The organism is Microbacterium sp. ARD32 (assembly GCF_031844385.1).
In the GTDB taxonomy this organism is placed as follows: domain Bacteria; phylum Actinomycetota; class Actinomycetes; order Actinomycetales; family Microbacteriaceae; genus Microbacterium.
Window position 1 is genome coordinate 445627 of the sequence record NZ_JAUZVD010000002.1, and the last position, 21197, is coordinate 466823.

Annotated in this window: 19 protein-coding genes and 1 pseudogene; 15 read left to right on the plus strand and 5 right to left on the minus strand. The window is 70.4% G+C overall.

The genetic code is table 11. The annotated features are described in order from the left end of the window. Positions 1 to 160: 160 nt before the first annotated feature. Together Q9R19_RS10345 and Q9R19_RS10350 are read right to left on the minus strand one after the other, a co-directional pair. Positions 161 to 1495, minus strand: coding sequence for an MATE family efflux transporter (locus Q9R19_RS10345; protein WP_311256302.1), 1335 nt, complete (start codon positions 1493 to 1495; stop codon positions 161 to 163). Positions 1496 to 1572: 77 nt separating this feature from the next. Then, positions 1573 to 2976 carry a DUF222 domain-containing protein gene (locus tag Q9R19_RS10350; protein WP_311256303.1) on the minus strand — a complete coding sequence of 468 codons (1404 nt, stop codon included), beginning with the start codon at positions 2974 to 2976 and terminating at the stop codon, positions 1573 to 1575. A 144-nt stretch (positions 2977 to 3120) separates the two neighbouring features. Between Q9R19_RS10350 and Q9R19_RS10355 the strand changes: the two genes are divergently transcribed. From Q9R19_RS10355 to Q9R19_RS10410, 12 genes are all read left to right on the plus strand, one after another. Continuing rightward, complete coding sequence (locus Q9R19_RS10355) at positions 3121 to 3705, plus strand: DUF1992 domain-containing protein (protein ID WP_311256304.1); 585 nt, start codon at positions 3121 to 3123, stop codon at positions 3703 to 3705. 88 nt (positions 3706 to 3793) lie between these two features. Then, positions 3794 to 5506, plus strand: a complete 1713-nt coding sequence (locus tag Q9R19_RS10360) for a lipase family protein (RefSeq protein WP_311256305.1) — start codon at positions 3794 to 3796, stop codon at positions 5504 to 5506. A 223-nt stretch (positions 5507 to 5729) separates the two neighbouring features. Next, the gene (locus Q9R19_RS10365; protein ID WP_311256306.1) at positions 5730 to 6116 is read left to right on the plus strand and encodes a prepilin-type N-terminal cleavage/methylation domain-containing protein; all 387 of its coding nucleotides are present in this window, start codon (positions 5730 to 5732) and stop codon (positions 6114 to 6116) included. Between the two features lie 89 nt (positions 6117 to 6205). Beyond that, on the plus strand, positions 6206 to 6604 hold the full coding sequence (locus tag Q9R19_RS10370) for a prepilin-type N-terminal cleavage/methylation domain-containing protein (RefSeq protein WP_311256307.1): 399 nt from the start codon (positions 6206 to 6208) through the stop codon (positions 6602 to 6604). Next, positions 6601 to 7137, plus strand: a complete 537-nt coding sequence (locus Q9R19_RS10375; RefSeq protein WP_311256308.1) for a hypothetical protein — start codon at positions 6601 to 6603, stop codon at positions 7135 to 7137. The genes Q9R19_RS10370 and Q9R19_RS10375 overlap by 4 nt, the downstream gene beginning before the upstream one ends. Beyond that, positions 7131 to 8672 carry a hypothetical protein gene (locus tag Q9R19_RS10380; RefSeq protein WP_311256309.1) on the plus strand — a complete coding sequence of 514 codons (1542 nt, stop codon included), beginning with the start codon at positions 7131 to 7133 and terminating at the stop codon, positions 8670 to 8672. The genes Q9R19_RS10375 and Q9R19_RS10380 overlap by 7 nt, the downstream gene beginning before the upstream one ends. After that, positions 8669 to 9535, plus strand: a complete 867-nt coding sequence (locus tag Q9R19_RS10385; RefSeq protein ID WP_311256310.1) for a prepilin peptidase — start codon at positions 8669 to 8671, stop codon at positions 9533 to 9535. Before Q9R19_RS10380 ends, Q9R19_RS10385 begins: the two co-directional genes overlap by 4 nt. Before the next feature lie 32 nt (positions 9536 to 9567). Continuing rightward, a complete protein-coding gene (gene pilM / locus Q9R19_RS10390) occupies positions 9568 to 10662 on the plus strand; it encodes a pilus assembly protein PilM (protein WP_311256311.1) in 1095 nt (364 codons plus the stop codon). Continuing rightward, complete coding sequence (locus tag Q9R19_RS10395) at positions 10662 to 11336, plus strand: hypothetical protein (protein ID WP_311256312.1); 675 nt, start codon at positions 10662 to 10664, stop codon at positions 11334 to 11336. The genes pilM and Q9R19_RS10395 overlap by 1 nt, the downstream gene beginning before the upstream one ends. Further along, positions 11333 to 12070 (plus strand): hypothetical protein, encoded by a 738-nt coding sequence (locus Q9R19_RS10400; RefSeq protein ID WP_311256313.1) that lies wholly within the window; start codon positions 11333 to 11335, stop codon positions 12068 to 12070. The genes Q9R19_RS10395 and Q9R19_RS10400 overlap by 4 nt, the downstream gene beginning before the upstream one ends. Beyond that, positions 12067 to 13206: a type IV pilus twitching motility protein PilT gene (locus Q9R19_RS10405; RefSeq protein WP_311256314.1), complete on the plus strand. Its 1140-nt coding sequence runs from the start codon at positions 12067 to 12069 to the stop codon at positions 13204 to 13206. Before Q9R19_RS10400 ends, Q9R19_RS10405 begins: the two co-directional genes overlap by 4 nt. Then, on the plus strand, positions 13206 to 14444 hold the full coding sequence (locus Q9R19_RS10410; protein ID WP_311256315.1) for a type II secretion system F family protein: 1239 nt from the start codon (positions 13206 to 13208) through the stop codon (positions 14442 to 14444). The genes Q9R19_RS10405 and Q9R19_RS10410 overlap by 1 nt, the downstream gene beginning before the upstream one ends. Before the next feature lie 29 nt (positions 14445 to 14473). Here the strand turns inward: Q9R19_RS10410 and Q9R19_RS10415 are convergent, their stop codons facing one another. Beyond that, positions 14474 to 16141 (minus strand): ATPase, T2SS/T4P/T4SS family, encoded by a 1668-nt coding sequence (locus Q9R19_RS10415; RefSeq protein WP_311256316.1) that lies wholly within the window; start codon positions 16139 to 16141, stop codon positions 14474 to 14476. Between the two features lie 110 nt (positions 16142 to 16251). Here Q9R19_RS10415 and Q9R19_RS10420 point away from each other — a divergent pair, with 110 nt between their 5' ends. Further along, positions 16252 to 18234, plus strand: coding sequence for a M13-type metalloendopeptidase (locus tag Q9R19_RS10420; RefSeq protein WP_311256317.1), 1983 nt, complete (start codon positions 16252 to 16254; stop codon positions 18232 to 18234). Between the two features lie 126 nt (positions 18235 to 18360). Beyond that, entirely contained in the window at positions 18361 to 19317 is a 957-nt protein-coding gene (locus Q9R19_RS10425; RefSeq protein ID WP_311256318.1) for a serine hydrolase, read from the plus strand. Between the two features lie 7 nt (positions 19318 to 19324). Here the strand turns inward: Q9R19_RS10425 and Q9R19_RS10430 are convergent, their stop codons facing one another. Then, the gene (locus Q9R19_RS10430; protein ID WP_311256319.1) at positions 19325 to 19972 is read right to left on the minus strand and encodes a nuclear transport factor 2 family protein; all 648 of its coding nucleotides are present in this window, start codon (positions 19970 to 19972) and stop codon (positions 19325 to 19327) included. Positions 19973 to 20099: 127 nt separating this feature from the next. Between Q9R19_RS10430 and Q9R19_RS10435 the strand changes: the two are divergent. Beyond that, positions 20100 to 20198 (plus strand): annotated as a pseudogene (locus Q9R19_RS10435) (aldehyde dehydrogenase family protein); the annotation flags it as partial. A gap of 53 nt (positions 20199 to 20251) precedes the next feature. Here the strand turns inward: Q9R19_RS10435 and Q9R19_RS10440 are convergent. Continuing rightward, positions 20252 to 21124 carry a type II CAAX prenyl endopeptidase Rce1 family protein gene (locus tag Q9R19_RS10440; RefSeq protein WP_311256320.1) on the minus strand — a complete coding sequence of 291 codons (873 nt, stop codon included), beginning with the start codon at positions 21122 to 21124 and terminating at the stop codon, positions 20252 to 20254. Positions 21125 to 21197: the final 73 nt, after the last annotated feature.

Sequence of the window (21197 nt, forward strand, 5' to 3'; positions counted from 1 at the left end):
CGCGCTGCCTCATCATTCACCCTGTCTCGTCATTCATCGAGACCCCCTCGTGTTGTCCAGACCCCCTGCTGTTGACGTGTGCAGCGGGGGTCTCGGCAATCAGAGGGGGTCTCGACGGTGCTTCCACGGCGGGAGGGCGCGGCGGGCGGGCGGTGCTGGGTCAGGCGGCGATCGTGGTCCACCGGTCGGTGCGCACGCGCCAGCCGAGGGTGGCGAGCCGCGCGAGCAGGTAGATCCCGAAGAACGCGATGGCCAGCCACAGCAGCCCGGCGGCCGCGTCGACGCCGGTGGCCGAGATGATCCACAGCGCGGGCAGGAACGGCACCAGGTTCAGCAGGCCGGCCACGGCCAGGTAGCGCGCGTCATTCGCGCCCATCAGCACGCCGTCGAGCACGAACACGACGCCGGCGACGGGCTGCGCGATCGCGAGGACGATGAGGGCGGGCTGCACGAGGGCGGCGACAGCGGCATCCCCGGTGAACAGGATCCCCAGCACGCCGGAGAGGCCGGCGATGGCGGCGCCGACGAGCACGCCGAACCACACTCCCCAGGCCGTGGTGCGCCGCAGCACCCGGTGCACCTGCGCCAGATCGCCGGTGCCGAGGCTCTTGCCGATCAGCGCCTGCGCGGCGATGGCCAGCGCGTCGAGCGCGAACGCGGCGGTGGAGAAGATGGTGAACGCGATCTGCCATCCGGCGAGTTCCCGCGTGCCGATGCCGGTGGCGATGCCCACGGTGGCGAGCAGGGCGATGCGCAGGCTGACGGTGCGCAGGAACAGCCAGCCGCCGGAGAGGGCGGAGCCGCGCAGCCCGGCGCTCTGCGCCTTCATGGAGGCGCCGTGGCGGATGGCCAGGCGTCGGATCACGAGCACGTAGGCGGCGACCATGCCCCATTGCGCGGTGACGGTGCCGAAGGCCGAGCCGGCGATGCCCCAGCCGAAGCCGTAGATGAAGATCCAGTTGAGCAGCGCGTTGGCGCCGAAGCCGAGTCCGGCGATCCACAGCGGGGTGATGGTGTCCTGCATGCCGCGCAGCAGACCGGTGGCGGCGTAGACGATGAGCATGGCCGGCAGACCCCACATCGAGATCGTCAGGTAGGTGCGCGCTTCGGCCGCGACGGCGTCGGCGGGCCCGAAGAGCGCGACCAGCGGTCCGGTCGACACGGCGCCGAGGATGGCGAGCACGGCGCCGAGGCCGAGGGCGAGCCACATGCCGTCGATGCCGACCGACACGGCGTCTCCCGGCTTGCCGGCGCCGAATCGGCGGGCGACGGCGGGCGTGGTGGAGTACGCGAGGAAGATCATCAGCCCGACGATCGTCTGCAGCACCGCGCTCGCGATGCCGAGGCCGGCGAGGGGCACGGTGCCGAGGTGGCCGACCATCGCCGCGTCGAGGATCAGGAACAGCGGCTCGGCGACGAGCGCGCCCAGCGCGGGCACCGCGAGGTGCAGGATCTCGCGGTTGAGCGTGGGGGGAGCGGATGCGGAGGATGCCACGACAAGAGCCTATGGCGTGGCCGCGACGCTTCGACGAGCTCAGCGACGCAGGGGTTTGGGCAGCGACGCAGGGGCGGTCAGGCCGCGATGTCGTAGCGGGCCCGGCCACCGAGCTGCGGGGTGCGAGCGGGGTCGACATGCGCAGGCGGGATGAACCACACCTTCGCTTTCACGTTGAATCCGGTCCCTCGTCGCCGCCGTGTGCCGGCGCCGGGCGGGTTGTCGATGCGGATCTCCCACCCGTTGTCGTGGATGCGGTGGTGACAGGACTCGCAGAGCAGGATCCCGTTGGCAAGGTCGGTCGCACCCTGATCGCGTTTCCACCACTCGATGTGATGGGCTTTGGTCATGTGGGGCGGGAGTCCGCATCTGGCGCATCCGCCGTCCCGCTCGACGAGGGACAGCTTCTGGGGGCGAGTGAACAGGCGCCGTTCGCGCCCCCAGTCGAGGATCTCGCCCTCGCCGTCGAGCACGCACGGGATCACGCCGCCCGCGGCGGCCATTCGCCGGATCGCAGCGATGCTGATGGGCTGGTCGATTCCGTCGATGGTTCCGTGGCCCGTGCCGGTCTGCAGGTCGTCGGCGTCGACCCGCACGATCACGGTGGCACCGGAGACCGGGACGTTGCTGCTCTCGCAGCCGAGCACGTGCTCGCAGAACAGGGCGATGGCGTCCGCGCGCATCATGGCGACCGTGCGCCGATCGGCGTCGAGCGCGTCCGGATCGTCGGGAGAGGATGACTGCTCAGCATCCCTGCGAGCCTGGAACTGAGCGCTGACGTACCCGTCGATGGCGGCGCGGATCGCCGCACCCTCTTCGACAGGCGTGATGAGGTTGACGTGCAGGTTGCCATCCCGTTCGAACATGCTCAGAGTTCGGCGTTCGCGGCGCTGCTGCTCGCGCTCTTCGAGCTTGTCCTCTTCGACGACGGCTTCGGCGTGCTTGATCATGCGACGCACCTCGTCGAGAGACAGCCCCACGGCCCGCTCGACCAGCACCTGCTCCAGTTCGGCCACGAGAGCATCTCCGTGCCCGATGCGGATGCGATCGAGGAACTCGACGATCATGGCCAGTGCGGCAGCGCTCAGGTTGCCCGCGTCGAGGGCGTACGCCACGGCGGGGTACTTGGCCGGCAGACGCTCGCCGACCAAGTTGGTGCGCGGGGCAGCCGCCTGACCGACCTTGACCAGCTGAGACGCCTCTCGCGTGAAGGCGCTGGTCGTCGTGGCGATCAGCGCGGCAGCGTTGCGATATCCGTTCTGCTTCGCCAGGGAGTCGGCGCCCAGCTCCGAGCGGGACTCGTGTGCGATACCGGCGGCGACCTCGGCCTGCAGGGCTTCCAGGGCATGCCGGGCCGTGGCGAGCGTCGCGTTCAGGCTCAGGAGGTCTGTCCGTTCGAATGCGTCGGGACCATCAGCATCCGCCCACACCGCATCGACGGCCGACACGGCCTCGTGCAGGTTGTCCAGGGCGGCTGACATGCCTCAACGATACGAGCGATCTCGACGCCTGTCAACCATTTATACGAAAATGAACCGCCACCAACCAACAAACTACCGAACAAAAATACGACTCATGCCATCCCACCCACGACACCGTACCCTGGAACCACCGGAGGTGATCCGATGTCCGATGCGATGAGCAGCGCCGCGCGGTACCGTGCGCGCCGCGATGCCGGCGAGACCGAGCCCGCCGAGACCCCTGCCGAGGCGCCGATGGTGCTGAACGCCCAGAACAAGGAGGAGTTCGTCGAGACGGCCATTCAGCTCGCGATCCGCCAGGGCGCGTTCGACGACCTGCCCGGCGCGGGCAAGCCGCTGCAGGGCCTGGGCACGCACGACGATCCGGACTGGTGGATCCGCCGCAAGATCGAGACCGAGAACCTGTCCGGCCTCGGCCCGCCCGCGCTGATGCTGCGGGTGGAGGATCGCGGCCTGAACGACGAGCTCGATCTGCTCGGCCGCGAGGAGGACGTGCGGCAGGTGGTCGAGGACTTCAATCGTCGCGTGATCGACGCGCGCCGGCAGCTGCTCGGCGGCCCGCCGGTGGTCACGAGCACCCGCGACGTCGACGCGGAGGTGGTCGCCTGGCGCGAGCGCCGCCGGGTCGCGCAGACACGGCAACCGGATGCTGCATCTTCGGAGCGCACAGAATCGGCATCCGCATCGCCGACAAGACGCACCCGCCCGCGCCGGTGGTTCCGACGCTGAATCCGGTTCGGCATCCGCATCACCCCTGACGCGCCGCACCGCACGCACTGCACGCACCGCCCGCAGCACCGCTGGGTAGGCTGACGCCGTGACTCCCGCCACGCCCTCTCCCGCGACCGAGCGGCCGTGGCTGCGGCTGGTGCGGCGGCTGCCGAAGCCGGTCACGGCCGTGCTCGCGACTGCGGCGGTCCTGGTGGGTGCGGTGCTGATCGTGCATCCGACCACGGCGCTCGACGTGCTCGCCCTGCTGATCGGCGCGGGGCTGGTGCTGGCCGGCCTGCTCGAGCTGATGCTCCCCGTCATCCTCCGCGCGGCGGTGCGGGTGCCGGTCGGCGCGCTGCTGATCATCACGGGCGGGGTCGTGCTGCTGCTGCCGGATCTCACCGTCCGCGGGCTCGCCGTCATCGCGGGCGTCGCCCTGATCGTCCGCGGCGCGATCAGCGTCGCCGTCAGCATCCGCCCCGTCGGCACCGCCGGCATCCACACCGCCCCGCGGCCGCTCGACCGCCGCATCGCCGAGGCGCTGCTGGGCGTGGCCGGTGTCGCCTTCGGCATCCTCGGCCTCGTCTGGCCCGACGTCACGCTGCTGGTGGTGGGTGCGGTGTTCGGCTCGGCGCTCGCGTTCGCGGGCGTCGCGGCGCTGTGGCGGATGCTGCGCGGCAGGCGCTCGCCCGAACACGACGCAGACCGCAAGACGCGTCGCGACACGATCGCGCGCCGGTGGATGCGCACGATCGGCGCGGTGTGCGTGGTCGCGCTCGCGGCCGGTGCCGTGATCGTCAGCGTGGCGCTGCGCGGCGGCGCGCCGGTGGTGGACGACTTCTACGTCGCACCGCGCAGCGTTCCCGGCGAAGCCGGCGAGCTGATCCGCGCCGAGCCGTTCACCCGCGGCGTGCCCGAGGATGCCCGGGCCTGGCGCATCCTGTACACGACCACCCACGGCGACGGCAGTGCGGCTGTCGCCAGCGGGCTGGTCGTGGTGCCGCGGGCGGGGGAACGGCATCCGGTGATCGCGTGGCATCACGGCACCACCGGATTCGACCGGCGCTGCGCGCCGTCGCTGGCGGCCGACCCCTTCGGCTCCGGCGCGCTGTTCGTGCTCGACGGGATCATCGAGCACGGGTGGGCGCTGGTCGCCACCGACTACATCGGGCTGGGCACGCAGGGGCCGCACCCGTATCTGGTCGGCGCCGACAGTGCGCGCGCCGAGCTGGATGCCGTGCGCGCCGCGCGCGGGCTCGAGAACGCGCGGCTGTCGCAGCAGACCGTCGCGTGGGGGCATTCGCAGGGCGGCGGCGCTGCGCTCTGGTCGGAGGCGATCGCGGACGACTACGCGCCCGACGTTCCGCTGGCGGGAGCCGTCGCGCTCGCGCCGGTCAGCGACGTGAACGACTTCGTCGACGGGCTGGGCCGGTCGCGCGGCGGCAGCATCTTCGCCTCGTTCGTCGTCTCGGCGTACAGCGAGATCTACCCGCGCCGATCCGGCGAGCGGCCCGCTGGCGAACCGGCTGACGCAGAACATCCCGCCCGCAGCGTCGGCCGAGGTGCCGGTGCTCGTCGGGCAGGGCACGGCCGACGAGCTGGTCGGCTCCGACATGCAGACCGTGTTCGCGCAGAAGCTGTGCGCCGAGGGCAGTGCGGTGGACTACCGGGCGTACCGGGGCGTGGATCATCTGGGTCTCGTCCAGCCGAACTCGCCCGCGATCGCCGACGCGTTCGCGTGGACCGAGGACAAGCTGGCGGGCACGGCGCCGCACAGCGGCTGCGCCGTGGGATCGAGCACCGGTCCATGACAGCGTGAGGGCCGGCGGGCAAGGTGGGCCGGACAGTCGTGATCCGAACGTGATGATCGCACACTTGCGAACATCCACAGCAGCCGCCAAGATTTGTTCAGGAATCGCACCAACTGAGGGGTGACGGCGATTCCGACCTGGGGCTGGGAAACGCCGTCGGATCCCCCGTCGACTGCGCCTGCTCGCAATCAGGGCTACCCGTCTGCGTCATCCCGGAGAGCTGACTTAGTCATGCGTACCATCCGTCGTCTCATCGAGGCAAAGAAGCGCGAGCGCGAGGAGAGCGGCGAAGCCGGCTTCTCTCTGATCGAGCTCATCATCGTCGTCGTCATCCTGGGCATCCTGGTGGCCGTCGCGATCCCATTGGTTGGAAACCTGCAGCACGCGGCCGAGGAGAGCGCAGCTGAGGCGGCTGCAGCAAACGTCGCGACACAGATTGCGTCCGACCTCGCCCAGGGCGGGACCGGTGCTCTGCCGGTCGAGGCAGACGAAATTTCCAAGAAGTACACATTCACGGGCACCGTCGACAAGCTGGAGACGCTGTGCGTCACAGCGACGTCGATTAAGGACACGACAGCCTCCGGTACCGCCGGTCCCGGCTGCGCCGCCGACGACTGATTGAACTCTCCTGAGCGGAGGCCCGTACTCTCGGGCCTCCGCTCGCACCTTCCCCACGGGGACCGCAACACCCTTCAACAAGGACCGCAATGTCGTCTGATACCCGAGACGACGACGGTGTGGGTCTGATCGAGATCGTCGTGGCCATGCTGCTGCTCGCAGTGCTGGCGCTCGGCGTTCTCCCGCTGCTCATTCAGGCCACCGGCACCAGCGTCGTCAACCGCGACCTCGTCGCGGCCAACAACGTCGCCGCCGCCGAGCTGGCTCCGATCCGCGCCGACTTCCCGAACAGCCCCGCCAACGCGAAGACCTGCGACGACCTCAGCGGCTATCACCACGATGAGCAGTTGCGCTCGGCCGGACTGTCGGCAACGCGCGAGATCGACTGCGCAGGCGAAGGAACGGGCACGGTCACCGTGAAGGTCTTCCGCGAGTCCGACGACGAGCTTCTCGTCAAGATCGTCACGAAGGTGATGGTGCGCGGATGACCAGCAGGCAGCGGCTTCACGACGACGAGAGCGGCATCACGCTCGTCGAGCTGATCATCTACATGTCGCTGGCGGCCGTGTTCCTGCTGCTCGTCTCGGCGATCTTCATCAACGGCTGGCAGTCGCAGACCGCCACGGCCGACCGCGACCGCGCCACCGGCAGCGCGAACGCCGTCTCAGCGTCGCTGCAGCAGAGCGCGCGCAACGCCGTCGCCCTGCGGACGGTCGGCGATCACACGCTCGTCGCGACCGTCGTCACCAGCGCCACCACTATCCAGTGCCGCGCCTGGCGCGTGAGCGGCGATGCACTGCAGTACACGACCTCTGACAGCGCCCCGCTCGATCTCGATGGGGAATGGACGACGCTGGCCGACGTCGAGTCGGCGACTTTCGCCCCGGCTGCCCCGGCTGTCGAAGACGTGCCGACCAAGAGCGTCGACTACACGATCAGGTTTCAGGAGTCCGTGACCATCGCCGGGGGCCTCGCCCCTCAGGGGCAGGTCGACGGCGATCCGGCAGGAGTGACATGCTGACTTTCGCACGCGCCCGCGAGCGCGCCACCGCCGATGATCGCGGCGCCACCCTCGTGGTGGTGATGATCGTGATGTTCGTGCTCATGACCGTCGCGGTGACCGTCGCCGCGCTGGTGCTGAACACCATGACCAGCGCTGTCGGCTCGCGCAGCACCGCCGAGTCGCGCGCGGCGGCGGATGCCGGTCTCGCCGTCGCCGTGAGCCAGGCGATCGCCGACGGCGGGTACTGCCCGTCGAAGCCCGGCTACGTGGCGAAGGCGCCCGTCGCGACGGGTAGCGCAGCGACCTACAAGGTCGAGACGATCTGCGGACCCGGAGACCAGGTGACCTTCCGGGCCACCGGCGAAGCCGGCTCCGGTCGAACGGTGACCGACGCCACGTACAAGTACATCGTCACCACCGCGCCGGGCACCGGTGCCGACATGATCTTCTTCGCCAACACGACCTTCACCAAAGAGGTGGTCTCGCACGCCGGCGTCAACGACGATCTGCTGAGCCTGGTCATCCCCGGTGGCGGCTTCACCTGCATGGCGACCGTTCCAGGCAACATCATCGCCTCGGGCGACTTCAAGACCTCGGGCAACTGCGACATCGCCGGCGACGTGCACGTGAACGGGCTCTACAACTCTCAGCAGAACGACACGCACGTGCATGGGAACGTGACGGCAGCCAAGGCGGGAACGACCTATCGCGCTGACGGGCGGATCGACAAGGACCTGTGGGTCGGCGGCGACCTGAACCTGCAGAACGGGAGCGTCGGAGGAGACGTCACGACCGGCGGTGTCATCACGCGCAGCGGCCCCGTGGGCGGCACGATCGCGCAGAACTCGGACAAGCCGGACGCCCTCGACTTCAAGGCCCTCGGCTTCTCGTGGTTCGATTACGCATACGACAGCGCGGACTGGGGCTTCGCCGAGACGAAGCTCGTGAACTCGGGCTCGGGCGCCGGAACGTGCAACTCCTTCAACGCCTGGCCCGGTACCGGATGGACCGACCTGACCGCGCGGTCCGCAGCGGGCACGGTCGCGATCGACGCTCGCGCCTGCAACGAGCTGAGCACCAACATGGGGATCACCCCGACGATCACCCTCTCGCACGACCTGGTCCTGGCGGCCAAGACCTTCGACCTCACCCAGCTCACGATCAAGGCGGCACCCGGTACCACCCCCCACGTGTGGGTGATCGTGGACGACGCCAAGACCCCCGGAAGCCCGTTCTGCTCGACGAACTGCACGAAGAACCAGATCCCGGACATCCCCTCGCACGCCGGCAGCATCAAGATCAACGGCACGGTCATCGGCGAAGGCGTCACAGCGATGGCGTACACACCGGGGAAGATCGACGTGGCCGGCATGAACAACGACGCGTGGCGCGGCACCTTCTACGGAGGCAGCTTCGACTACGGCGGAGGCCTGCAGTTCTGGGGTGCTCCTATCGCGTTGCCCGGTCAGGTCGCCGGGACCACTCCCGAATCCGGTGGCGGCTCCGCGGATGCCGTGCTCGGCGAGCGGATCTCGCAGACGGACGTGCCGTGACCCCCACCACCACCTTCGTCGCCGTGTGGGCGGGCGTGTTCGGGCTGGCCATCGGGTCGTTCCTGAACGTGGTCGCGTACCGCGTGCCCGCCGGCATCCCGCTCACGCGCGAGAGCCGCTGCCCGGGCTGCGACGCGCCCATCGCGTGGTGGCGCAACGTGCCCGTGATCGGGTGGCTGACGCTGCGGGGTCGGTGCGCCGACTGCCGGATGCCGATCAGCATCCGCTACCCGCTGGTCGAACTCGGCACCGGGATGCTGTTCGCCGGCGTCGCCGTGGGAGTGGCTGCGACGAACGACCTGGGAACCGTGCGGTTCTGGGGAGTGCTCGCGGTGCTGGAGCTGTTCGCCGCGCTGAGCGTGGTGCTGACCCTGATCGACCTGGACGTGAAGCGGCTGCCGAACGCGATCGTGCTGCCCGGGTGGGCGGCGGTGGCGGTGCTGATCGTGGCGACGACCGCGCTGGGGGTGTGGGGCGGCGCTTCGACAGACTCAGCGACCCAGTCCGCGACCCAAGAGGCGGGGGAGTGGTGGGGACTGGTGCGGGCGCTGATCGGCGGCACGGCGCTGTACCTGCTGTACGCGCTGGTGCGGTGGATCAGCCCGCGTGGCATGGGCGGCGGCGACGTCAAGCTCGCCGGGCTCGTCGGCACGGTGCTCGGCTGGTTCGGCTGGGGCGCGCTCGCCGTCGGCGCGTTCGCCGCGTTCGCGCTGGGCGGGGCGTTCGGCATCGCGCTGATCGCGATCGGCCGCGCGAAGCGCGGCAGCGGCATCCCGTTCGGCCCGTGGATGCTGGCCGGCGCCTGGGTGGGACTGCTCGTGGGAGAGCCGATCGGCCGCTGGTACGTGGGGCTGCTGGGCTGAGGCCCGCACTGAGGCGAAGAGGGAAGAGAACGATGGCGAAGAGTCAAGTCGGGGTGGAGATCACCGAAGAGAGCGTGCGCGCGGTCGAGGTGAGCCTGGACCGCAACCCGCACGTGATCGCGTACGGCGAGGTGCCGCTGCTGCCCGATTCCGCCCGCGACTCCGAGGTGCTCGACGAGGGCGCGGTCGCCATCGCGATCCGCCAGCTGTGGAGCACCGCCGGCATCAAGGCCAAGACCGCCACCCTCGGCGTCGCCAGCCGGCGGGTGCTCGTGCGCGAGTACACCACGCCCGTGATGGCGCCCGAGCTGCTGCGCCAGGCGCTGCCGTTCCAGGTGCAGGACCTGCTGCCGGTTCCCGTCAGCCAGGCGGTGCTCGACTACTACCCCACCGCGCAGGACGGCGAGCGCATGCACGGGCTGCTCGTGGCCGCCGTCGCCGACACCGTCGAGGGGATGATGGCGGCGTTCGACCGCGCCAAGGTGCGCATCATGAACGTCGACCTGACCACGTTCGGCCTGGCCCGCGCGGCCGCCCGCGTGGCGCCGCAGGGCACCGTCGCCGTCGTGCACATCGGCGACCACACCACCCAGATCCTCATCCTGCGCGACGGCATCCCTGAGTTCGTGCGCATCACCCCGGTCGACCTCGAGACCAACGCGGTGGTGCGCCGCCGCGCGCTGGTGGCGTCGGATGCCGGGGCATCCGCCTCCGACGAACCGGCTCCGCTGCAGTACGACGCGGCCGACCTGCTCGACCCGGCACGGGTCGCGGCCAGCGCACTGAACGCCCCGGCCGCCTCGCCCGCCCCGGCCGGCAGCGCGCTGCGCGGGCAGCTGCGCGGCGACCTGGGCCACCGCACCGTCACCGAGCTGGTCGGCCGCATCCGCAGCACGCTCGCGTTCTACGCGAACCGCCCGCAGGCGCCATCCGTCGACCAGGTGCTGCTCTGCGGCGCCGGCTCGACCGTGCGCGGCGTGACCTCGGGCCTGGCCGACGCGCTCCCCGTGCCGATCCGGCAGATCGGGCTCGGCGACGTCGCCGAGGTGCGCGGCGCCGAACCCGTCGGAGACATGGCGCTCAACCTGGTCGGCACGCTCGGGCTGGCCCTCGGAAAGGCGAAGTGATGGCGCGCGCAACGGCCCTTCAGGTGGGCGACATCCCCCAGGTGAACCTGCTGCCGCGCTCGGAGTTCGAGCGCCGCGAGCGCGAGCGGCTGACAGGAGTGTGGGGGCGCGCGGTCATCGCGACGCTCATGCTCACCACCGCCCTGATCGGCGGCGCCTACGCCTGGAACCTGTACACCCAGCAGGGGCTGACCGGCGAGCAGGAGCGCACCACCGCGCTGATCGGCGAGATCGGCGAGCTGTCCGAGGTCAGCCGCACGCTGCAGACCGAACGCGACCTGATCGCGTACCGGGCCGACGCGATGGGGTCCGACCTCGGCTGGACAGCCGTGCTCGACCGGATCAGCGGCGCCCTGCCCGCCGACGTGCAGCTGGTCGGCTTCGACCTCACGGTCGGCGCCGTGCCGCAGGGCGGCGGCGCCGACGCCGAGGCCGCGAAGGAGGCCGCGCAGCAGGCCGTGGGGCTCACCGGCACCATCACCCTCGCCAGCCCCACGCCGCGCGAGATGGCCCCGTACGCCCGGGCCCTGCGGGCCGTGGAGGGCGTGGCGGGAGCGGATGCCAGCTCCGTCGCCACCAGCGGCGCCGACGGCTACCTGTACACGATCGACATCACCTTCGACCAGACGGTGTACTCCGGCAGCTTCGCGGAGAAGAAGGAGGCCGACCGATGACCAAGCAGCTCGTCGCCCTGATCGGAGGGCTCGTGTGCGCGGCCGTGTTCGCGCTCGGCATCCTGCTCGGCGTGCTCCCGCTGATCAGCGGCGGCACCACCGCGCTGGAGCAGACCGGCCAGGCCCAGGCGACCAACCGCACGTACGAGCAGCAGGTGCAGTCGCTCACCGAGGCGAAGGAGCGGATGCCGCAGACCGAGGCATCCGTCGCCGACCTGCGCGCGCAGATCCCGACCGCCCCGCTGCTGGACCAGGCCTTCGCGATCGTGGACGCCGCCGCGACCCGCGCCGAGGCCCAGATCACCAGCATCGGCCGCGGTGAACTGACCGCGTTCGAACCGCGGCCGACGCCGCCCCGCGCGGGGCTCGTCGCCGAGCAGCCCTCGGCCCCGGCGGATGCGGCAGCGGATGCCGAAGCATCCGACACCACCGATCCCGCCGCGGCCGGCGGCACCGCGTCGATGAACACGCCGGATGCCGCGACCGACCCGTCCTCAGCCGGCGGCGGCGCCGCGTCGGCGCCCGCGCCCGCGGCATCCGGACGGCAGCAGGTGCGCATCACGATCGCCGTGACCGCGCCGACCATGGACGCCGTGACCACGTTCCTGGACGGGCTGCGCGGCTCCGGCCGGCTGCTCGCCGTGGACAAGACGACCGTCACCGACGGGTCGGGCGGCTTCGACGTGCGCGTCGAGGCGATCACGTTCCTGCAGACCGATGGGAGTGCACGATGATCCTGGACCAGCTCGGCGAACTGCTCGGAACCGCCGCCCGCGCCGGAGCGTCCGACGTGCATCTGACGGCGGCATCCGTGCCGCTGATGCGCGTCGACGGCGACCTGACGGGCATTCCCGGGTACGGCGAGCGACTCAGCCGCGAGTGGGCCGAGGCGGCGGCGCTCGCGCTGATGAACGCGCCCCAGCGCGAGGAGTTCGAGACCCGGCAGGAGGTCGACCTCGCCTACGCCACCCCCGGGATCGGCCGCTTCCGCGTGAACGTGTTCCGGCAGCAGGGCGACATCGCCATGGCGCTGCGGTTCGTGCCCGGCGGCGTGTTCACCATCGAGCAGCTGGGCGCCCCCGCCGTCGCCCGCGACCTGGCGCTGCGGCCCCGCGGCCTGGTGCTGGTCACCGGCCCCACCGGATCCGGCAAGTCGACCACCCTCACCGCCATGGTCGACGTGATCAACAGCACGCGTCCGGTGCACGTGGTCACCATCGAGGACCCGATTGAGTTCCACCACGAGTCCAAGCGCGCGCTCATCCACCAGCGCGAGGTGGGCAGCGACACGGCATCCTTCTCCGAGGCGCTGCGGCGCGTGCTGCGACAGGACCCCGACGTGATCCTGGTGGGCGAGCTCCGCGACCGCGAGTCGATCTCCACCGCGCTCTCGGCCGCCGAGACCGGCCACCTGGTGCTCTCCACGCTGCACACGCAGGGAGCGGCCAAGTCCATCAACAGGCTGGTGGACGCGTTCCCCGCCGACCAGCAGGCGCAGGTGCGCACCCAGCTCGGCGACACCCTGCAGGGCATCATCAGCCAGACGCTGCTGCCGCGCGCGCAGTCGCAGGGTCGGGTGATCGCCACCGAGGTGATGATGAACGTGCCCGCCGTCGCCAACCTGATCCGCGAGGGGCAGGTGTCGCAGCTGTACTCCACCATGCAGGCGGGCGCCTCGGTCGGCATGCACACACTCGACCAGGATCTGCGTCGCCTGGTCGCGGAGGGCGCCATCGCCGCCCCGGTCGCGCGCACCTTCGCCACCGATCCCAGCTCGCTCGAGGGCGTGCGCGTGCGCCCCGCCGATCTGGATGCCGAGTCGTGGTCCAGCTTCGCCGGCGGCACCCAGCTCAGTGAATGGGGCTCGTGATGGCCGTCGTCCAGGAGTACGAGTACCAGGCGCTTGACCCCGCCACCTCGCGCACGGTCAAGGGCACGATGGATGCCCCGAGCGACGCCGTCGTGGTCTCCAAGCTGCGCGCGCAGGGGCTCACGCCGCTGCATGTCGGCCTGGTCTCGAAGACCGGCCTGCACATGGAGATCACCCTCCCGCGGCTGCGCAAGGGGGTGCCGGCCTCCACGCTGGCCGTGTTCTCGCGGCAGATGGCCGCGCTCGTCAACGCCGGCCTGCCGCTGCTGCGCACCCTGACCGTGCTGGCCGAGCAGGCCGACGACAAAGAGCTGCAGAGCGTGCTGGTGCTGGTGCAGGCCGACGTGGAGAGCGGCTCGTCGCTGTCGGCATCCCTCGCCCGGCATTCCCAGATCTTCCCGCCGCTGATGGTCTCGCTGGTGCAGATCGGCGAGACCGGCGGATTCCTCGGGAAGGCGCTCGACTCGGTCGCCGAGAACTATCAGAAGCAGGCCGACCTGCAGGGCAAGATCCGCTCCGCGACGACCTATCCGCTGGTGGTGCTGATCATCGCCGTGCTCGGCGTGCTGGCGATGATCACCTTCGTCGTGCCGGTGTTCAAGAACATGTTCGCCGGGCTGGGCAGCGCCCTGCCGCTGCCCACCCAGATCCTGGTGACGCTGTCGGAGAACATGCTGTGGATCCTGCCGATCCTGGCGGTGCTGGTGATCGCCGGGCTGGTGTGGTGGAGCCGCAACAGGTACACCGACGCGTACCGGCGCGTGGTCGATCCGATCAAGCTGCGGCTGCCGATCTTCGGCCCGCTGGTCACGAAGATGGCCGTCGCCCGGTTCGCCCGCAATCTGTCGATGATGCTGGATGCCGGTGTGCCGATCATCCAGGCGCTCGCGATCGTCGGGCAGGCCTCCAACAACTGGCGCATCGAGCAGACCGTGCGCGACATCCAGGACTCGATCCGCGCCGGGCGCTCGTTCGCCGGGCCGCTCGCGAAGGCCGAGGTGTTCCCGCCGATGGTGGCGCAGATGGTCGCCGTGGGCGAGGAGTCCGGCACGCTCGCCGAGATGCTCGCCAGCATCGCCCAGTTCTACGAGGACGAGGTCGAGTCCGCCACCGAGCAGCTGTCGTCGCTGATCGAGCCGGTGCTGATCGTGGGGCTCGGCGTGATCATCGGCGGCATGGTGATCTCGCTGTACATGCCGATCTTCACCCTCTACGGCGACATGGCCAAGCAGGGCTGACGCCGCTTCGCTCGCCGCGCCCGCATCCGTCACACGGTGACGCGCAGGATCTCCTCGATCGTGGTGATGCCGTAGGCCACCTTCGCCCAGCCGTCCTCGCGCAGCGGCACCATGCCCTGCGAGATCGCGATCTCGCGCAGCTCGCCGCCGGTCGCGTGCGTCACCAGCGCGTGCTCGATCTGCTCGGTGACGTTCATCACCTCGTGCACCGCCACCCGGCCGCGATAGCCGGTGTTCGAGCACGACGAGCAGCCCACCGCGCGGCTCACCCTGGCTCCGCGCAGCAGGTGCTCGGGCATCCCCACGGCGCGCAGCGACTCCTCGTCGGTCTCCAGCGGCATCTGGCACCGCGTGCACAGGCGCCGGGCCAGTCGCTGCGCGACCACGGCCGTCAGCGCGGTGGCCACCAGGAACGGCTCGGTGCCCATCTCGGTGAGCCGGGTCAGCGCGCTGGGCGCGTCGTTGGTGTGCAGGGTCGACATGACCAGGTGCCCGGTCAGCGCCGCCTCCACCGAGATCAGCGCCGTCTCCCGGTCGCGGATCTCGCCGACCAGCACCACGTCCGGGTCGGCGCGCAGGATCGAGCGCAGCGCCGCGGCGAAGGTCAGGCCCGCCCGCGGGTTCACCTGCACCTGGTTGATGTCGGGGATGCGGTACTCCACCGGGTCCTCGACGGTGATCACGTTCACGCGCGGGTTCGCCACCTCGCGCAGCGCCGTGTACAGCGTGGTGGACTTTCCCGACCCGGTGGGCCCGGTGACCAGCACCATGCCGTGCGGACGGGTGATCGCGGCCTTGAAGGTGCGCTCGTTGACCGTGGAGAACAGCAGATCGTTCATGGTGGCGTTCTGGCCGCCGTTGTCGAGGATGCGCATGACGATCTTCTCGCCCCACACCGTCGGCAGCGTCGCCACGCGCAGATCGACGGCCCGCCCATCGTGCATGACCGAGATGCGTCCGTCCTGCGGCACGCGCTTCTCGGCGATGTCGATCGACGACATGATCTTCAGGCGCGAGATCACGCCGTCCTGCGTGCTGCGGTCGGCTCGCTGCATCTCGTGCAGCACGCCGTCGATGCGGAAGCGCACCGTCAGGTGCTGCTCGCCGGGCTCGATGTGGATGTCGCTGGCGCGATCGTTGATCGCCTGGGTGATGAGCAGATTGACGAAGCGCACGATCGGGGCATCGGCATCCTGGTCATCCAGCTGCTCGGTGAAGCTCACCTGCGACGTCGTCGACGACTCGCCCATCTGCTCCGACAGGTCGGTCAGCTCGCTGTCCGAGCGCAGGAAGCGCTCGAAGGCGCGGCCCAGGGCGTCCTCGGCGACCACGACCGGGACGATGCGCAGGTCGGTCACGCTGGCCACATCGTCGAGCGCGATGATGTCGGTCGGGTCGACCATCCCGACGATCAGTCGCTGCCGGCGCAGGCGCAGCGGCAGCAGCCGGTACCGACGGCACAGCGATTCGGGGACCAGCGCGATGACCTCGGGATCGAACTCGTACTCGCTCAGGTCGATGAACCGGTGCCCGGTCGCCATCGACACCGCTTCGGCCACCTGCTGCTCGGTGACCCGACGCTCCTGCAGCAGACGTCGGGCGAGCGCCTCTCCGTCGCCGACCGCCTCGATGGTCGCTGCGAGATCCTCCGCGCGAGCCGCACCGGAGAGCACCAGATACTGTCCAAGTCCGCGCACGGCAGACGCCCCTTCCGACGTCGCCTCCCGCCCCGCACGGACTTCCCATCCCGGTGAACGCCTGCCGCAATCCTATGTCCGCGTCGGCGGCGGCGCATAGGGTTGAACCCATGACTGACGTTCTGCCTTCGGGCCTTGCCATCAGCGAGTTCCGCTCCGACATCCGTCCCCAGGACGACCTCTACCGCCACGTCAACGGCGCATGGCTGGAGAGCGCCGAGATCCCCGCCGACAAGGCGCGCTGGGGGTCCTTCCACCTGCTCGCCGAGCAGGCGGAGAAGGACGTGCGCGCCATCATCGAGGAGTCGCAGGATGCCGAGGCCGGCACCCTGAACCGCAAGGTCGGCGACCTGTACACCAGCTTCATGGACACCGAGCGCATCGCCGCGCTCGGGCTGGCTCCGCTGCACGAGCAGCTGGCGAAGGTGGACGCCATCGACAGCATCCGCTCCTTCCTCTCCGCGATCGGCAACCTCGATCGCGAAGGCGTCGCCGCGCTGATCGGCGTGTTCGTCGAGCCCGACCCGGGCGACCCCGAGCGCTACGTGCCGTTCGTCGTGCAGGCCGGTCTCTCCCTTCCCGACGAGAGCTACTACCGCCAGGACGGCTTCGCCGAGACCCGCGCCGCGTATCGCGCCCACCTCGAGCGCATCCTCGCCCTGGCGGGGGTGGCGGATGCCGGCGGCACCGCCGACCGCGCCTTCGGCCTGGAGCACGAGATCGCCGGGCACCACTGGGACAACGTCGCCTCCCGCGACGCCGTGAAGACCTACAACCTGAAGACGTGGGACGAGTTCCAGCAGCTGGTCGGCGTCGACCTGTCCCCGTGGCGGGATGCCGTGGCCCCGGCCGCCCTCCGACAGGCGCAGGGATCCAATCCGTTCGACGAGCTCGTGGTCTACCAGCCCAGCTTCTTCGAGGGTCTCGGCGCGCTGCTGGCCGAGGAGCGCCTGGACGACTGGAAGGCATGGCTGCGCGCCAAGATCGTGCACGGCCTGGCCGGCTACCTGACCGACGAGATCGTCGATGAGAACTTCTCGTTCTACGGCACCGAGCTCAGCGGCACTCCGTCGATCCGCGAGCGCTGGAAGCGCGGCGTCTCGCTGGTGGAGGGCTCGCTCGGCGATGCGGTCGGCCGCATCTACGTCGAGCGGCACTTCCCGCCGGCCGCGAAGGCCGCCATGGACGAGCTGGTCGGCAACCTGATCGAGGCGTACCGGCAGAGCATCCGGACCCTGGAGTGGATGAGCCCGGAGACCCGGGAGAAGGCGCTGGACAAGCTCGCCACGTTCCGCCCGAAGATCGGGCATCCTGACGTGTGGCGCGACTACGACGGCGTCGAGATCGACCCCGCCGACCTGGTCGGCAACGCGCGGCGCGCGACGGTGTTCGAGCACGACCGCCAGCTGGCGAAGGTGGGGCAGCCCATCGACCGCGACGAGTGGTTCATGTCTCCGCAGACGGTCAACGCCTACTACAACCCGTTCATGAACGAGATCGTGTTCCCTGCGGCCATCCTGCAGTACCCGTTCTTCGACCCCGAGCGCGACGCGGCCGCCAACTACGGCGGCATCGGCGGCGTGATCGGCCACGAGATCGGGCACGGCTTCGACGACCAGGGCAGCCGCTACGACGGCGACGGCCGGCTGCAGGACTGGTGGACGGATGCCGATCGCGAGGCCTTCGAGCAGCGCACCAAGGCGCTCATCGCGCAGTACGACGCGCTCGTGCCGCTCGGGCTGAGCGACGAGCACCACGTCAACGGCGCGCTCACGATCGGCGAGAACATCGGCGACCTGGGCGGCCTGGGCATCGCGCTGAAGGCGTACGAGCTCTCGCTCGAAGGCGGCGAAGCGCCGGTGATCGACGGCTACACCGGCATCCAGCGCCTGCTGCTGAGCTGGGCGCAGGTGTGGCAGCAGAAGAGCCGCGACGCCGAGACGATCCGCCTGCTGACGGTCGACCCGCACTCGCCCAACGAGTTCCGCTGCAACCAGATCCTCAGCAACGTCGACGCGTTCTACGACGCGTTCGACGTGAACGAGGGCGACCGGCTGCACCTGCCGAAGGACCGCCGCGTCACGATCTGGTGAACGCATCGACCCCGCCTGCCGCGCAAGCGGCGGGCGGGGCTACGATAGCCGAGTCGGTCGGATTCCCCAGCTCCCCCGCGCGGGCCTCCGGTCACCGACGCCCACTCCTGCCGTGAGGAATCCTGGGTGAATTCCGCGTCTGCTTCGGTCCCCGAGCCCTCCGACGGTGCGCGCCGCGCCGCCGAGGGGCTCGTCGCCGCGTCGCACAGGTCGCAGCGCGCCGGCCGGCGCATGCCGCGGCGCGCTGCGGTCGGCCGCCGGTCGTTCAGCTCCACGCTGCGCGCACTCGAGCAGCTGGCGACCTCGGGTGCCCAGGTGTCGGTGCATGCGACCGACCTCGACACCGGCCGCACCATCGTCTCGGGCGACGACCACGTTCCGCTTCCGATCGCGGGGCTGGGAGTCGTGCCCGTGCTGGTCGAGGCGGCGGCGGCGCTGGATGCCGGCGCGCTCGACGCGCTGCGCATCGTGGATCGCACGACCGACGGCTTCGTCACCGGCTCCGGACTGTGGCGCAGCCTGCGCGCGCCGGCGCTGCCGCTGATCGACCTCGCGGTGCTGGCAGCCGCCACCGGCGACCCGAACGCCGCGAACGCGCTGCTCGATGCGGTCGGGCACGATCAGGTGCGCGCCCGCATGGTGAGCCTGGGCATGCCGCGCAGTGCGCTGCTCGATCGCTTCCGCGACACGCGCGGACCCGACGACGCCCCGCATGTGGCCGTCGGCACCACTCGCGAGTTCGCGCAGCTGTTCTCGGCGCTGGTCAACTCGAAGGTCGTCGACGCGAGCGTCAGCTCGCAGGTGTCGGAGTGGCTGAGCCTGAACCAGGACCTCAGCCTGGTCGCGGCGGCCACCGGCCTGGACCCGTTCGCGCACGAGCACGACGCCCACGGACTGCTGTTCATCAACAAGACCGGCCGCGACCGCGGCGTGCGCGCCGAGGCGGGCGTGCTCGCCGGTCCGCGCGCGGGCGTCGCCTACGCGCTGACGGTGTGCTTCGACGACCTGTCGATCAGCCACCGCCTGCGCGCGCACCAGGCGTTCCGCGTGCTCGGGACCGACCTCATGGAGTACACCCACTGAAGGGGCATCACCGCGGCTGATCGATCGCGCCGGCCCCGCCGAGCCATTCGTCCTCACCGCGATGGAACGCCACCAGGTCGGCCCAGCGGTCGTCCCCGAGAAGACGGTCGTTCACGTCGACGCCGCGCAGGGTCTGCGCGTATCCGAGGTAGCGGTACGACGGACGAATCGAGCCGAGCAGATCGGTGTCGAGCTGAGGAACCTGGCCCGGCACCACCGGGCGCAGCTCGTCCCATTCGAACAGCACGTGGAACGTCAGCAGCCTCCACGTGCCGTGCTGTCGCACCACGCGCGAGAAGAAGCGGCAGTAGCTGTGGATGTCAGCGGGGATGCCGCCGATGTCGTCATAGCGGCTGAAGATCTTCGCCGGGCTCTCCACGAGCGCGCGATCGCCGTTGACGCGAGCGAGGGCGGGGAGCACCCAGTGCTTGCCGGAGTACGTCTGCGCGTTCACATCGCCGAGCAGCTCCCGGGTGGAATCGACGTAGGCCTGTCCGCCGATGCCGTCGTACCAGGTGGTGCGCACCCAGGCGTTGTCGTGGAAGCAGTCCCTCATCACGTCGAACCGCCGCTGGTCGCGCGCGAACCGCTCCCGCCTGACGAGGTCGAAGATCGCCGAGCGGTCGGCGGTGTCGTCGCTCGCACCTGACATCATCGTCGGCTCCTCCATCAGGCGACGAACCCGCCGTCGATCGGGAGCACGACCCCGCTGAGGTGAGTCGAGCGGTCGCTCAGCAGCCATGCGACCGTGTCGCCGACCTCCGTGGTCGTGCCGGCCGTGACCGTTCGGCGGCGTGAAGCAGAGCGGCTTGGGGCGCGAGGGCAGCTCCGAGGGAATCCTGGAGTTCCTGGAGGAGAAGTACATCGCCCTGACCGCGTAGCCGCGAAGGCCGGGTGCCGCCGCAGGCGGGACCCGGCCTCATGAACCTGACCGTCAGATGCGACCACGGCGGCGCGCGGTGACGAGCATCCCGGCGGTCGCCGCGACGCACACGATGACCGCGACGATGCTCGCCTCAGGGCCGAAGCCGCCGCCGGTGAGCCAGTCCGGGCCGGCGGTCGTCGCCGCGACGAGTGAGTCCGAGGAGCCCGATCCCGAGGCGGCCGAGCCGGAGACCACGGCGCCGAAGATGCCGCCGATCGCGACGTTCCAGCCGAAGTGCAGGCCGATCGCGAGCCACAGCGAGCCGGTGAGCAGGTAGGCGGAGCCCAGCAGCAGACCGGCCTCGACGGCGACCGCCAGTGCGCCGGCGAGCGTGGCGCCCGGGTTCAGGAGATGGATCAGCCCGAACAGGCCCGAGGAGACGATGAGCGCGATCACCGCTCCCCACCTGCTGTGCAGCAGACGGAAGACGATGCCACGGAAGAAGACCTCTTCGGAGACCGCGACCGCGATCATCGTGCCCGCCGCGACGAGCGCGCCCGTGATCGATCCCCAGCCGGTGATCCGGTACGCACCGAACAGGGCGAGGATGCCGATCGTCGCGGCGGCCAGGCCCACGCCGATCGCCACCCCGGTCAGCACGTGACGCAGCCCGCCGCGCCGTGCGAACTCCGTGACGGTGCGTCGTTCGAAGCGGATGCCGGCCCAGACGTAGAGCGCGATCATGCCCACCGCCAGCACGCCGCCCACGAGGAGACTCGCGACCGGATGCCGCACGGCGGATGCCACGGCGTTGACGGCGAGCATCGCCACGGCGCCTGCGACGATCAGTGCGGTCGTGCGCAGCCGGGCGTGCGAGCGCGGGGCAGGGGCATCGCGCCGCGCGCGTCGTGCCGGAGCGTGGGTCGAGAGTGTGGTGTGCAAGGTCGTGCTCCTCGTTCGTGGGTGTGAGGTCACAGTAGAGAGCGCGACGTCACCGGGGGATCACCCTGCGGTA

Coding starts and splice junctions, on each gene's coding strand:
- Q9R19_RS10350 (WP_311256303.1), bottom strand. CDS start 2,976: ATGTCAGCCGCCCTGGACAACCTGCACGAGGCCGTGTCGGCCGTCGAT.
- Q9R19_RS10355 (WP_311256304.1), top strand. CDS start 3,121: ATGTCCGATGCGATGAGCAGCGCCGCGCGGTACCGTGCGCGCCGCGAT.
- Q9R19_RS10365 (WP_311256306.1), top strand. CDS start 5,730: ATGCGTACCATCCGTCGTCTCATCGAGGCAAAGAAGCGCGAGCGCGAG.
- Q9R19_RS10370 (WP_311256307.1), top strand. CDS start 6,206: ATGTCGTCTGATACCCGAGACGACGACGGTGTGGGTCTGATCGAGATC.
- Q9R19_RS10375 (WP_311256308.1), top strand. CDS start 6,601: ATGACCAGCAGGCAGCGGCTTCACGACGACGAGAGCGGCATCACGCTC.
- Q9R19_RS10380 (WP_311256309.1), top strand. CDS start 7,131: ATGCTGACTTTCGCACGCGCCCGCGAGCGCGCCACCGCCGATGATCGC.
- pilM (WP_311256311.1), top strand. CDS start 9,568: ATGGCGAAGAGTCAAGTCGGGGTGGAGATCACCGAAGAGAGCGTGCGC.
- Q9R19_RS10395 (WP_311256312.1), top strand. CDS start 10,662: ATGGCGCGCGCAACGGCCCTTCAGGTGGGCGACATCCCCCAGGTGAAC.
- Q9R19_RS10400 (WP_311256313.1), top strand. CDS start 11,333: ATGACCAAGCAGCTCGTCGCCCTGATCGGAGGGCTCGTGTGCGCGGCC.
- Q9R19_RS10405 (WP_311256314.1), top strand. CDS start 12,067: ATGATCCTGGACCAGCTCGGCGAACTGCTCGGAACCGCCGCCCGCGCC.
- Q9R19_RS10410 (WP_311256315.1), top strand. CDS start 13,206: ATGGCCGTCGTCCAGGAGTACGAGTACCAGGCGCTTGACCCCGCCACC.
- Q9R19_RS10420 (WP_311256317.1), top strand. CDS start 16,252: ATGACTGACGTTCTGCCTTCGGGCCTTGCCATCAGCGAGTTCCGCTCC.
- Q9R19_RS10430 (WP_311256319.1), bottom strand. CDS start 19,972: ATGATGTCAGGTGCGAGCGACGACACCGCCGACCGCTCGGCGATCTTC.